The organism is Wenzhouxiangella sp. 15190 (assembly GCF_003417465.1).
GTDB lineage: Bacteria > Pseudomonadota > Gammaproteobacteria > Xanthomonadales > Wenzhouxiangellaceae > Wenzhouxiangella.
Genome location: NZ_QVMV01000008.1, coordinates 98,486 through 111,072, shown reverse-complemented (window position 1 = coordinate 111,072; position 12,587 = coordinate 98,486). Strand labels below are relative to the sequence as shown.

12 protein-coding genes and 1 tRNA gene are annotated in these 12,587 nt (G+C 61.5%); 9 read left to right on the top strand and 4 right to left on the bottom strand.

Annotated features, from left to right (window positions below):
• Positions 1-663 (bottom strand): retention module-containing protein (locus DZK26_RS02745; protein ID WP_181918365.1); only part of this gene is annotated, 663 nt, incomplete at its 3' end.
• A gap of 401 nt (positions 664-1,064) precedes the next feature.
• Positions 1,065-1,532: a DUF6491 family protein gene (locus DZK26_RS02740; RefSeq protein WP_116897999.1), complete on the bottom strand. Its 468-nt coding sequence runs from the start codon at positions 1,530-1,532 to the stop codon at positions 1,065-1,067.
• A 148-nt stretch (positions 1,533-1,680) separates the two neighbouring features.
• Between DZK26_RS02740 and DZK26_RS02735 the strand changes: the two genes are divergently transcribed.
• The 7 genes from DZK26_RS02735 to DZK26_RS02705 all read left to right on the top strand — a co-directional run bounded on the left by DZK26_RS02735 (position 1,681) and on the right by DZK26_RS02705 (position 7,538).
• Positions 1,681-1,756: transfer RNA gene (locus tag DZK26_RS02735), tRNA-Phe, on the top strand.
• 126 nt (positions 1,757-1,882) lie between these two features.
• Positions 1,883-2,518: a hypothetical protein gene (locus DZK26_RS02730; protein ID WP_181918364.1), complete on the top strand. Its 636-nt coding sequence runs from the start codon at positions 1,883-1,885 to the stop codon at positions 2,516-2,518.
• Positions 2,519-2,613: 95 nt separating this feature from the next.
• Complete coding sequence (gene prmC, locus DZK26_RS02725; protein WP_116897998.1) at positions 2,614-3,471, top strand: peptide chain release factor N(5)-glutamine methyltransferase; 858 nt, start codon at positions 2,614-2,616, stop codon at positions 3,469-3,471.
• Between the two features lie 71 nt (positions 3,472-3,542).
• Complete coding sequence (locus tag DZK26_RS02720) at positions 3,543-5,693, top strand: FAD-dependent oxidoreductase (protein WP_116897997.1); 2,151 nt, start codon at positions 3,543-3,545, stop codon at positions 5,691-5,693.
• A 108-nt stretch (positions 5,694-5,801) separates the two neighbouring features.
• A complete protein-coding gene (gene rnk / locus DZK26_RS02715) occupies positions 5,802-6,209 on the top strand; it encodes a nucleoside diphosphate kinase regulator (RefSeq protein ID WP_116897996.1) in 408 nt (135 codons plus the stop codon).
• 4 nt (positions 6,210-6,213) lie between these two features.
• A complete protein-coding gene (locus DZK26_RS02710) occupies positions 6,214-6,891 on the top strand; it encodes a glycosyltransferase (protein WP_181918363.1) in 678 nt (225 codons plus the stop codon).
• Positions 6,888-7,538 (top strand): DUF2064 domain-containing protein, encoded by a 651-nt coding sequence (locus DZK26_RS02705; RefSeq protein ID WP_116897994.1) that lies wholly within the window; start codon positions 6,888-6,890, stop codon positions 7,536-7,538. Before DZK26_RS02710 ends, DZK26_RS02705 begins: the two co-directional genes overlap by 4 nt.
• A 300-nt stretch (positions 7,539-7,838) precedes the next feature.
• Here DZK26_RS02705 and DZK26_RS02700 read toward each other — a convergent pair whose 3' ends face one another.
• A complete protein-coding gene (locus DZK26_RS02700; RefSeq protein WP_116897993.1) occupies positions 7,839-9,113 on the bottom strand; it encodes a sensor histidine kinase in 1,275 nt (424 codons plus the stop codon).
• Positions 9,114-9,130: 17 nt separating this feature from the next.
• Entirely contained in the window at positions 9,131-9,817 is a 687-nt protein-coding gene (locus DZK26_RS02695; RefSeq protein ID WP_116897992.1) for a response regulator transcription factor, read from the bottom strand.
• A gap of 119 nt (positions 9,818-9,936) precedes the next feature.
• Between DZK26_RS02695 and dsbD the strand changes: the two genes are divergently transcribed.
• Both dsbD and DZK26_RS02685 read left to right on the top strand, forming a co-directional pair.
• A complete protein-coding gene (dsbD, locus tag DZK26_RS02690) occupies positions 9,937-11,760 on the top strand; it encodes a protein-disulfide reductase DsbD (protein WP_258870854.1) in 1,824 nt (607 codons plus the stop codon).
• Positions 11,761-11,771: 11 nt separating this feature from the next.
• Positions 11,772-12,578: a TlpA disulfide reductase family protein gene (locus DZK26_RS02685; RefSeq protein WP_116897990.1), complete on the top strand. Its 807-nt coding sequence runs from the start codon at positions 11,772-11,774 to the stop codon at positions 12,576-12,578.
• Positions 12,579-12,587: the final 9 nt, after the last annotated feature.

Genomic DNA, 12,587 nt, shown 5'->3' with positions numbered 1-12,587 from the left:
GTCTGCGTCTGCGTCAGCGTCTGCGTCGGCATCGGCATCGGCATCCGCGTCGGCGTCAGCGTCGGCGTCCGCGTCACCATCCCCGTCGTCGGGGATCGGCACGCCGCCTTCATCCTCGAAATCTGGCAGATCGAGGATCTCGAAATCGAGCGAGGGATCAAAGTTGAACGCGATCGGGTCTACTTCTTCCGCGATACGGCCAATAACAACGAAATCGTGGCCGCCACCACCACCGGCGCCACCAGGGCCGGCTGCGGCTGCTTCCAATTCTTCCAGCAAATCGCCGTCACCCTGCAACAGCGAAAGGACATCGGCAATACTTGATTCGTTGACCAAGGCTTCGGGAACAGGCTCAGGATCGTTATCCTCGATGCTTTCACTCAGCTCCAGTATCTGGTTAGCCAGCAGCTCCAGCACGCCGCCGTCGAATTCTTCGAATACGAGATCGACACTGCCATCCTCACCGGTGATAATCACTTCATCCGCCTGAAGCTGATCGCCATCCTGCAACTGCCGGAGAGATCCGTCTTCCGCTCGGGCCCAAACTTCACCAGTTACGTTCTGTACAACTGCTACCGTCATGTCCTTCTCGCTGATTGGTCGTGCGTCACCGCACTGAACTTGCTGACTTTCGAGAATAGTCCAGATCTTCAGCGCTTCCAATTGGACCCTGGTACGGTTTTTCTCTAATCCCCGGATCGGCATTTCGCCAGGTGGCCGAGGGGATCGCGGTTGTAACGGCGCCAGAGATCACTGTCCAGCCGCCGATCAAGCGCTTAAACGAAGGGGTTCTGGATCATCCGGGCATCGGCATGGAAGAAACCACCGTCCAGACGCTCGATGAACTGGACAGCCGGCGCGAGCTAAGAGTTAGACGCAAGAGATGGGACGGGAACGCGGGGACAGCGTCTGTTGGTCTTTCACTACGAAGTAAGTCGATTTGGCTATTTGCCACAGGATGGCTTGAAGGGTTCATCAGCCCGAACGACCCTAAGCACCGGAACTATCTGGAGGAACAGACCGCAGCATTCCTGTTCAGCGGAGAAATCGATAAAGGCCGAGGACTACGTGCCGTCGGAAGACTGAGCTTCGGTTTCGACGCTCACCTCGCCCTGCTTATCGGGCACGGACTCGCCCTCGGCTTCCAGCTCGGCCTGGACCGCCTCGTAGTCGAGCCGGCGAATCGAACGAATCTGGCAGGTCCGGCCGCTCACGACCACATTATCGAACTCGCTGAGCACGTTGCGCCGGCTGGTGTGCAGTCGCAGCGTTACGGCGCTGCCGAGATCGAGATCACAGGCGCCGATCAGTTCGACCAAATAATGCCGGGAACGATTGACCTCGAAGACCACCGAGTGATGTCCGACCGACCACCAATTGCGGATACTTGTGTAGTTCACCCAGCTTTCGGCGGCCCCGGCATGACGTTCATAGACCGCCATTTCCTCGAAACGATCGCGTCCGTGCTGTTCCCCGGAAGCCGCACACGCGCCGATGAGCGTGACCATCAGAATAATCATGAACTTACGCATGGGCTCAACTCACAATTCCTGTTCATCCATATAGACGCCGCAGCGCGGAAAAAGTGCCGACGAATCCAAGTCCGGTTGACTTCGGCAGTCGAAAACGGTTTAATGTGCGGCTTCCCGGCCACGAGTCGGGAGCGGCCAGAAACGGCGAGGCCAGGTAGCTCAGTCGGTAGAGCAGGGGATTGAAAATCCCCGTGTCGGCGGTTCGATTCCGTCCCTGGCCACCATTCAGCCTTTCTGCTGCTTCGGCTTCCTTTCAGGGGTTCCACCGAGTCAGCCGGCCAGCTTCGCAAGGCCGCTGGATTTCGGCTTCATCCCTGGCGAACAAATCCCGTAGTGCGCTGCGTCATTCGATGATAGACCTTGCATCCGAAGCAATCTATGTCCTGGCCATTCCCCTCTGGCTAGTGGTTTGGCATGCAGTGGACGGCTACCGGCTACTGAAGTCCACACGACTGCTCTGGATTCCTCTCGCCCTCTGCCTGGCCTACCTGATCGGCAACGCACTGATGGTTGGTCTGCTCGGCGCCAACATGGGGGATGCGCATTACGAGGAAAGCCGCTTTGTCTTCATCGGGGAGCGTGCCATGATCGCCGTCCAGGCCACGGCCTCAGTGCTGATCGTCGCCACGCTGGTGTACGGCTTGACCATTCGCAAGGTGCCGCTGGACTTCATTCGCTTCATGGTCTATTCCTTCGTCGCCCTGCTCGGGCTCATGGCGCCCATACTCTGGATTCCGGAAGGTTCCGCATCCGGGCTATTCCTGCTGCGCCATTTCCAGACCGTGGCTCTAACCTACGGACTCTTCCTCTGCGTTGGCGGCATTGTGGTGCTGCTGCGAGACTTGCTCGAGCACGGCGAAGCACATGTCAGTTTCGATGCGCCCGTCGGCTATGGCCCGAGAACGAGTGTAACCACGGCTCATCACACCGGGGACGAAACGGACGCACCAGAAGACCGGACGGGCAAGACTGATCCGCTACGGTGACGTGGCGACCACGGATAGCCTGCAAGAAGGGCGTATCATGCCGAGAGTGTGGCTTCCACAGATCCGCCTGAAAAGTGCCGCGATGGAGCAGCCAGATGCCTCCCGAATCCAGTAGCGGCAGCCCCATCGCACAAACCGTCAGCGAGGCGTTGCAGCATGCCAGAAATCGGCTATCGGACCGTCTGGAGACCGACCTGCTGGCGTGCAAGGCCCTCGGCTGCAATAGAAGCTGGCTCTACGCTCACGGCAAGGACCTGATCGATACCCGGGCGCTCGAGCGTTTCGAGAACCTTGTTGCCGCCCGAATCCAGGGAAAGCCCGTGGCCCAGTTGCTCGGCTCGCGCGAATTCTACGGCCGCGACTTTCGGGTCGACGAGTGTGTTCTCGTCCCGCGCCCGGAAACCGAACTGCTGATCGATATCACCCTGAATCTGCTCTTGCCGGAATCGGCTCGGGTCGTCGATGTCGGCGCCGGCTCCGGCTGCATCGCCCTGACGCTGGCGGCCGAACGCCCCGGCTGGCAGATTACGGCCACCGACATCTCGGCCGAGGCGCTGGCAGTTGCCACCGAAAACCGCGATCGGCTTGGTCTCGATCGCGTCGAAATGGTCTGCGGTGACCTCCTCGAGCCAGTCGGCGAATGCCGCTTCGACCTCATCGTGTCCAACCCGCCATACGTTGCCGACGAAGATCCGCATCTGGAGCTCGGGGACGTTCGATTCGAGCCGCGCCGGGCACTGGCCGCCGGACCGGACGGCCTGGAAGTCATCCGCCGGCTCGTGCCCGATTCATGGGATCGGCTGCAACGGGGCGGCTGGTTGCTGATCGAGCACGGTCACGACCAGGCCGCTAGCGTGCGCGCCTTGCTCGAACGGGCCGGCTTTGCGGATGTATTGTCACATCACGATCTCGCCGGTATCGAGCGTGTAACCAGCGGCATGAAACCTGAGTAGAACCCCTTATGGGGGTGACGACACTGCCACGGTTATGCTGGCCCAATGATTTTCCGAACGGATCATCCCGAATGAATTCCAGACTCGTCTTGCGCATTGCGGTCGCGGCGGCCTTTCTCGTCGCCCTAGTCGCCTTTTTCGCGCTCGATCTCCAGCAGCATCTCAATCTCGACACACTGCGTCAGCAGCGCGACTCTCTGCTCGCCTGGACACAGGACCATCTCCTGCTGGCGCTGGGCGTCTATATGGTGGTCTACATCGTCATGGCCGCCCTGTCCGTGCCCGGCGCCGCCGTGCTCACCCTTGCCGGCGGCGCCCTGTTCGGCGTGCTTGCAGGCACCATCGCGGTTTCTTTCGCAAGCACCATCGGCGCCACACTGGTCTTCCTGGCGGCGCGCTTCTTGTTCAAGGACGCCATCCAGAAACGATTCAGCAAGCGGCTGGCCAAGATCAACGAAGGTGTCAAGAAAGACGGTGCTTTCTACCTGCTGGCGCTCCGGCTGGTGCCCGTGTTTCCGTTCTGGGTCATCAACCTGGTCATGGCGCTCACGCCGATCCGCACCTGGACGTACTACTGGGTCAGCCAACTCGGCATGCTTCCGGCCACGGTCGTCTACGTGAACGCCGGCACCCAGCTCGCACAGGTCGACTCCGTCGGTGACGTGCTCTCGCCGGGCCTGATTGGCGCCTTCGTCCTGCTGGGCCTGTTGCCGCTGATCCTGCGCCTGCTTCTGCGATTCCTCCAGGCGCGCAAGGTCTACGCCGGATATCGCAAGCCGAAGCACTACGACTACAACCTCATCGTCATCGGTGCCGGCTCGGCCGGCCTGGTATCGGCCTACATCGGCGCCGCTGTGAAGGCCAGGGTGGCGCTGATCGAGAAAGACCGCATGGGCGGGGACTGCCTCAACACCGGTTGCGTACCCTCCAAGGCCCTGATCCGCACGGCACGGGGCATGGCCGAGGCGCGCGACAGCCAGCGCTACGGTATTCGGCGCATGCAGGCCGAGCTCGACTTCGGAGAGGTGATGGCGCGCATCCGTGAGGTAATCCGCAAGATCGAGCCGCACGACTCCCCGGAACGCTACCGGGCCATGGGCGTGGACGTCATCGAGGCGGAGGCGAAGCTGGTCTCACCCTGGGAAGTGGAGGCCGACGGCAGACGCATCAGCGCGAAGTCGATCGTGCTGGCCACCGGTGCCGAGCCGATGGTGCCGCCGATCGAGGGTCTCGACCAGGTTGGCTACCTGACCAGCGATACGTTGTGGGATCTCGAGCAGTTGCCCGAGCGCCTGGTGGTGCTCGGCGGCGGCCCGATCGGCTCGGAGCTGACCCAGGCCTTCGCCCGGCTGGGTTCGAAGGTCACGGTCGTGGAAATGGCCGACCGCCTGCTGCCGCGGGAAGACGCCGAGGCCGGTGAACTACTGGCCGAACACCTCGAATACGACGGCGTGACCGTCGCTACCGGCCACAAGGCGCTGCGCGTCGAGACCGATGACAATGGCGGCAGGCAGCTGGTCTGCGAACACGACGGCGATGAGGTCACCTTCGACTTCTCCCATCTGCTGGTCGCCCTCGGACGAAAGACACGCACGGCCGGCTACGGCCTAGAGGATATCGGCGTTCGCCTGGATGACGGCGGGCGCATCAATGTTGACGGCTTCCAGCGCACCAACTTCCCCAACATCTACGTCTGTGGCGATGCCGCTGGCCCCTACCAGTTCACGCACGTGGCATCCCACCAGGCCTGGTCGGCGGCGGTGAATGCATTGATCAGTCCGCTGTGGTCATTCAAAACCGATTACCGCGTGATTCCCTGGGTCACTTTCACCGACCCGGAAGTCGCCCGCGTGGGATTGAGCGAAGACGAGGCCCGCGAGCAGGACGTCGATTTCGAAGTCACCAGCTACGGCCTCGACGACCTCGACCGGGCCATCGCCGACAGCGCCGACTACGGCTACGTCAAGGTGCTGACCGAACCGGACAAGGATCGCATCCTCGGCGCGACCATCGTCGGCGCCCATGCCGGCGAGATGCTGCCGGAGTTCGTGCTCGCCATGAAACACGGCCTGGGCCTGAACAAGCTGCTCGGCACCATTCACGTCTACCCCACCTTCAGCGAGGCGAACAAGTTCGCCGCCGGCAATTGGAAAAAAGCCCACCAGCCGGAAGCCGCGTTGCGCTGGGCCGAGCGCTTCTTCACCTGGCGGCGCGGGCACTGATCCCTTTCGCATCTGGAAAGGGTTACACTTGGGTCAGTGATGGGCCGGTGGCCGTCGATTCGGCGGGTACTGGCCCTTTGTGCATACGAATGACCTTCAGGAACTGCCATGACAGCCAGACCGCCCATCGTCATATCCTCCATGGATCTGCACCGGTTGGAGAAATTGCTCGACGACCTGCCGCCGGGCGCCTTTCCCGGGCGCGACGAGCTGGAGGACGAACTGGCCCGCGGCAAGCTGGTCGAACCGGCCGACATGCCCGAGGACGTGGTCAGCATGAACTCGACCGTACGGTTTTCAGTGGACGATCACAGCTACACCAAGACCCTTGTCTATCCTCCGAGCCTGCAAGACTCGGACGAGCAAATCTCGGTGATGGCGCCGGTCGGCAGCGCACTGCTGGGCATGCGCGAGGGCAACAGTATCGACTGGCCGCGCCCCGGTGGCGGCAGGATGCAGGTCAAGGTCGAGGAGATCGTCTTCCAGCCCGAGCGCGAGGGCGAACTGCATCGCTGAAGTGGTGACCAGGCCAATCCTGAGCATTGTTGTACCACTGGCGCCGGGTGAATGGCCGGACCCCGAACTCCTGGCCTTCCTCAATGCTACCTCGACAGACACCGAGCTGATTCTCTCCCTGGCCGACGATGACACGGCGAAAGCATTGCCCGCTGGCTTGCAGATCGTCCAAGGTTCGCCCGGACGCGGCCGACAGCTTAACCGCGGGGCCGAGCAGGCCGAAGGCGAGTGGCTGTGGTTTGTTCATGCCGACTGCCGTCTTGAGCCGGGCTCCGTCGAGCGCGTGCTGGCTTTCGCCCACAGTCACGCTCGGGCGGTCGGCTATGCCCGGCTTCGCTTTCTTGACGACGGTCCTGCCCTGACGCGGCTCAACGCTCTCGGCGCCAACCTGCGCTCGCGCCTGCTTGGTCTCCCCTACGGCGACCAGGGTCTATGCGTTCCCGCCGGGTGGTTCGGTCAACTAGGTGGCTTCCGTGAAGACCTCATGCGCGGAGAAGACCTTGATTTTGTGGTACGCGCCCGGACTGCCGGCCTGAAAACACAGCCCATCGATATGACCATCGGGACAAGTGCCCGCCGCTATCGCAAGGACGGCTGGTTTTCCACCACTTTCGGGCACCAGGTCGCGGCCTGGCGCCTGATCCGCAATGCTCGCCGGAATTCGGGATCGAAAGGGAAATGAGCGCCATTGCCATTTTCGTCAAGACCCCGGGAATATCACCGGTCAAGACTCGACTGGCCAGCACCATCGGCCCGAAACGCGCCGAAGCGCTCTACCGACGCTGCGCGGCAACGGTGGGCGAGGTTGCCGGCAATGTCTCCGAGCACGTTTACTGGGCACTGGCCGAACGACCCGGGGATGTCGCTTCCGAATGGCCGGGTTTCGAACATCTTGGGCAGGGCGGGGGCAGCCTTGGCGAACGCATGCACCGCGTGCTTTCCGAACTGGTATCCAGGCACGGCAGCGGCCTTCTGCTCGGTGCCGACGCCCCGCAGATCGATCCGGCTGAACTGGTCCGTGCGTCCGCCTGGCTGGACACCGCTCGACCGCGCCATGTGATCGCCCCGGCTCATGATGGCGGCTTCTGGACCATCGGTGGCAATCACGTCACGGCCATGGAGAGATGGACACGTGTCCTTTACAGCCGTGCTGATACGCTATCCGAGTTCAGGCGATCATTGGGTAACGAATCCGAATGGCTGGAGTTGCCGGCCCTGACCGACCTGGATACGCAAGAAGACATGGTACGAGTCGCCGCGGAACTACGGAACCTGAACCAGCCCCTGCCCTCGCAAATGGCGCTGGCGGAAGCACTCGAGGCCCGGTAGTCATTGATCCGTTGTCGGTGGTCCGTTACCTGAACCCTGAATCCTTACCCTGTGCCCGATTCCGAACCCATCATCCGCCTCACCATCTTCCTGGCCCCTGCTAGAGCAATGCGACTTTCCGGCCATCGCCCGTGAAGGGTCCCGACCAGTTCGGTGCAGACGGCTCTGGACGAGCTGTGCAGTTTCAGCTGCATTCACTCCGTCGTTGACGCCGACCTAGGAAAGCAGCCGGCCACCCACCTCGACGACCCGGGAACACCCTATTAGCCCGGCGGGAATGTAGCTCGGGTTCCCGCCAAGTCAATCATTGAATGAAAGGGGGAAGGTAAGCTGCCAACTCATTCCACCAGCCTCATTGCGCTCGGAAACCAGTGCGCCGCCGTACTGGTTCACGACCATGTGGACAATCGCCAACCCCAACCCATGGCTTTCCGGGCTGCGGCACCCCGAATCGGAACTGTCCGGGACTCCACGGTCTCGAACGGTCACGCGCAACTGCGACCCGCCGGCTGTAACCTCGAAGGCCGAACAGTCCAACAGAAGATCACATGTGCCGATCGAGTATTTCAGGGCATTGTCCAGGAGGTTGCGCAACACCACGACCACCAGCGCCCGCGGCACTGCCACCCGGCCTTCCTTGCATCGATTCTCCACCCGTACACGCTCGCGTGCGGGCAGGTCCTCCAGGGCATCTTCGATGGCCTGAGCAACCAAGCATCCTTCACTCGCAACTTCGCTCTTGCGATTCATCCGAGACAGCAAGAGCAGTTGTTCCGTGACCGACTGCAGCTGTGCGACACCTTTCTCCGCATTGGCCAACGCCTGCTGCTGGCGTTCGCCCGATACCCGGCCGGCCACATGCAGATGAGTCTTGATGCCGGTCAGGGGCGTACGGAACTCATGAGCGGCGCTGTTCGCGAAACGCTGTTCCCAGGCCAGGGTACTGGCGACGCGATTGAATAACTTGTTGAGCGTTTCAACGACGGGAACAAGTTCCGACGGTGCCCGGTTGACCTTGACCGGGTCCAGGTTTTCCGGGGTACGGCGACGCAGTTGGTCACGCAGGACCTCTAGTGGCTTGAGACCGCTGCGAATCCCCCACCAGAGCACGACTAATCCGCCCACCAAGGCCAGCGCAAAAGGAACCACCATGACCAGAATGATGCCGTTAGCCAGCACTGCGCGCTCGGACATGCGGTCTGCAGTAGTTATCAAAGTGCCGCTCTGCTCCAGGGTATAAAGCCGCCACTGTTGATCACCGATCTCCCGAGTGCTGAATCCCGGACGGGCATCGTTGAGAACCGCACCCTCCACGCCACTCGTCTGCAGCAACACTTCCCCGCTGGCACCCCGGATCTGGCAGGCGACCCCTTCGGCTTCCGGCGAAACCAGCAACGGGCTGGTGCGCGAAGACACCAGCATTTCCGGCTGCCCCGCGATGAGACCAGCGACCATGGTGGCCGAAGCCGCCAGTCGCTTATCCAGGGTTCGTGATACCTGCCGATCAAGGTGGAAATACATCAGTGCCGCAACCGAGAGCCAGAGCAACAGAAAAGCACTGCCCAGCGACCACAAAAGGCGGCGTTGGAGACTCAAGACCCGTCCTCATCCGGATCAACCGGCGGCGGGCCGAGACGGTAGCCAAGGCCTCGTTCGGTAATCACGACGTTTCGGTAGAGTTTACGGCGCAGGTGGTAAATGTGCACATTCATGGCGTTGCTCTCGACGCTGGCATCCATGCCATAGAGACCATCCTTGAGCTGCTCTTCCGACAAGACCGCTCCACGGGCGTTCATCAGTTTCTCCAGCAAGGCGAGCTCCCGGCGCGACAGGTGCACCCGCTCACCATGGAGCGTCACCTTTCCCGAACGCGGCTGAACGCACAGTTCGCCATGCCTCATTTCCGATACCGTTCGCCCGGCGGCACGACGCACCAGGGCATGCAGCCGCGCCGTCAATTCGTCCAGGTCGAAGGGCTTGAGCATATAGTCATCCGCTCCCGCCTCGAGCCCCTTGACCCGGTCCTCGACCGCATCGCGGGCTGTCAGAATCAGGATAGGAGTGGCCACATTCCGTTGCCGCCACTCTGAAAGTAGCACCATGCCGTCACCATCCGGCAGACCGAGGTCGAGAACGACCACATCGCAACCGAACTGGTCCATGGCTGCCCTGGCCTCGCGCGCGGTACGCACGCGGTCGACGGTGCAGTGGTTCAGCGCCAACCCGGCCTCCAGCCCGGAGGCTACGAGATCATCGTCTTCAATCACCAGGACATGCATAACGCTCGAACTCCTGCGTTGCGCTCTACCACACCGCGTTAATGCTGACTTAATCCAGCCGCTCCAGACTACAACATCAGAAACAGACGAAACATCCCAGGAACCCTCAGGAGCAACACGTGCCGACTTTCCGACTCTGGATTTTGATCTTATCCGGTCTCATGGCATTCGCAAGCAGCGGAATGGCCAAGAGCCAGTCTGCATTAATCGGCAATGACGACTTCCTGCAGGCTCAACAGGCATTCCAGTACGAACTTCGGGACAACGGCGACGGAACGCTGACTCTGGCCTGGGACATTGCGCCCGACTATTACCTGTACCGCAAACGCATGAGCATCGAAGGCGCAGACGGAAAGTTGGGCGATGTCCAGTTTCCCGTCGGCACCGTCATTCACGACGAATTCTTCGGCGAGTCGGAAGTGTTTTACAACAACGCCGAGATCCTGATCGACAGTGGAACCGCAAGTAGCCTGAAACTCACCTGGCAGGGTTGCGCCGAAGCAGGTCTTTGCTATCCCCCCGAATCGGCTACTGAGGCATTCAACGCAAGCCCGGCCGGCACCGGCAATCCTGACTCAACCCCTCCGACCACCCATACGAGAACAGCCACCAGCTCGTCTTCGGATACGAAAGTCGCCGCGGATCAGTCACTCACCCGGCAACTGGATGAAGACGGTCTGTCCTGGAATCTGGCGATCTTCTTCGGCCTCGGGCTTTTGCTGGTCTTCACTCCTTGCGTACTGCCGATGATTCCGATCCTGTCGACAGTGATCGTCGGCAACGAGGCCAGTCCCGGCCGGGCCTTCGCATTGTCCAGCGTATACGTGATCAGCATGGCAGTGACCTACGCCCTGCTCGGCGTCGGTGCCGCGCTGGCTGGCTCCAACCTGCAGGCTGTGTTGCAGGCCCCGTTCTTCATTATCGCCATCGCGTCGATCTTCGTACTGCTGGCACTGTCAATGTTCGGGCTGCACCAATTGCAGTTGCCGGCCTTTGTGCGGGACCGGCTGAGCCGGGTCAGCCAGCGGCAGCAGGGCGGCAGCCTGGCCAGCGCCAGCGCCATGGGCGTTGTCGCGGCGCTGTTGGCCAGCCCCTGCATGACCGCTCCGCTGGCCGGTGCCCTGATCTACATCGCCGATACGGGGAATACCACGCTGGGCGGGCTTGCATTGCTGGCGCTGGGCCTGGGCATGGGAGCACCGCTGATCGCCCTGGCCACGTTCGGAGCCGGCTTCCTGCCAAGGCCCGGAGCCTGGATGAATGGCGTAAAGGCGGTTTTCGGATTCATCCTGCTCGGCACCACGATCTACTTCCTTGAACGCATTCTGGACGACACCCTGGTGCTGGCACTCTGGGGCGGATTGACCATTGCAGCCGGTCTTTCGCTGTGGCAGGTCGTACGCTCCGTCTCCCGAACCCCGGCACTTCGAACTTTGACGGCCGGCACAAGCGCGGTCATGACGTTCTGGGGTGGATTGATGCTGATCGGTGCGGCTGCCGGTGGCGACCGGCCCTTGCAGCCGCTGAAGGAACTCTCGACCACTGCACGCGCCGGCATCGCAAGTGAACAACCGCATGCGGTTTTCGAGGACTTCAAGTCGGTGATCAACCTGGACCGTGCAGTCGCCGAGGCCGGCGAACAAGGTCAGTGGACCCTGGTCGAGTTCTACGCCGACTGGTGTGTATCCTGCAAAGTCATTGAACAGGAAGTTTTTGCTGACGCCACCGTGGTTTCATCGTTATCGGACATGCAACTGTTGCGTGCCGATGTCACTGCCAATGATGCTCTCGACCAGGAGTTGATGCGCGAACTGAATGTGGTCGGTCCACCCACTATTCTGATCGTCGGCCCGGATGGGCAGGAACGACGATCTCAGCGCACTACAGGCGAAGTGTCGGCGGAAGTGTTTCTCGATCGTCTGATACAGGCACGAGAATCCTGAAGGAGATTTGAATGGCAACCCTTGATATCGGACCGCTCGCACTTCCGATGAGTCGGGCGCTGATTTTGGCGGCTGGCATCGTCGCACTGCTGGTCGGCGCGGTCCTGGGCCAAAACAAGCAGGAATCGGTGACGGACTCCGTGTTCTTCGTGCTCTTTGCGGGCATTCTGTCGGCACGCGCCGCGTTTGTGCTCAGCTATTGGGAACAGTACCGAAGCGACCTCATTGGCATCATCGATATCCGTGACGGTGGATTCGATCCAATTATCGGCCTCATCGGTGCATTGGTTCTGCTGGGGTGGCAACTCTGGCACCAGCCTGCCATTCGGCGCGCGCTGAGCGGCGCAGCGGCCGCGGGGCTCCTGACCTGGTTCGCAGGAGCGCTGCTCACCGGACTTATCCAGCCCCCGGCTCCGACAATTCCGGATACCGCACTGACCCGGCTGGACACCCGCATGACCACGCTACCGCAGCTTGCCGACGGCAAACCGACGGTCGTGAACCTCTGGGCAAGCTGGTGCCCACCCTGCGTTCGCGAGATGCCGGTGCTGGAGAAAGCCCAGCAAGAGAACCCGGACATCACCTTTGTCTTCGTCAATCAGGGTGAACAACCAGAGACGATTCAGAGATTTTTGGCCCGGCATGGCCTGTCGCTGGGCAACGTGGTGACCGACACCGGCGCCAGTATTGGGCGCAGTACCGGCAACCGAGCCTTGCCGACGACACTTTTCTACAACAGCCAGGGCAAGCAAGTGAATACCCACCTGGGCGAACTGTCCGCCGCCTCCCTGACCCATAACCTCGAACGATTCAACTAAGCTGGAGAA

What these genes read in the sequence shown, in the direction of transcription:
- DZK26_RS02740 (WP_116897999.1), bottom strand. Translation starts at nt 1,532, where the DNA reads ATGCGTAAGTTCATGATTATTCTGATGGTCACGCTCATCGGCGCGTGT.
- DZK26_RS02730 (WP_181918364.1), top strand. Translation starts at nt 1,883, where the DNA reads ATGATAGACCTTGCATCCGAAGCAATCTATGTCCTGGCCATTCCCCTC.
- prmC (WP_116897998.1), top strand. Translation starts at nt 2,614, where the DNA reads ATGCCTCCCGAATCCAGTAGCGGCAGCCCCATCGCACAAACCGTCAGC.
- DZK26_RS02720 (WP_116897997.1), top strand. Translation starts at nt 3,543, where the DNA reads ATGAATTCCAGACTCGTCTTGCGCATTGCGGTCGCGGCGGCCTTTCTC.
- rnk (WP_116897996.1), top strand. Translation starts at nt 5,802, where the DNA reads ATGACAGCCAGACCGCCCATCGTCATATCCTCCATGGATCTGCACCGG.
- DZK26_RS02705 (WP_116897994.1), top strand. Translation starts at nt 6,888, where the DNA reads ATGAGCGCCATTGCCATTTTCGTCAAGACCCCGGGAATATCACCGGTC.
- DZK26_RS02695 (WP_116897992.1), bottom strand. Translation starts at nt 9,817, where the DNA reads ATGCATGTCCTGGTGATTGAAGACGATGATCTCGTAGCCTCCGGGCTG.
- DZK26_RS02685 (WP_116897990.1), top strand. Translation starts at nt 11,772, where the DNA reads ATGGCAACCCTTGATATCGGACCGCTCGCACTTCCGATGAGTCGGGCG.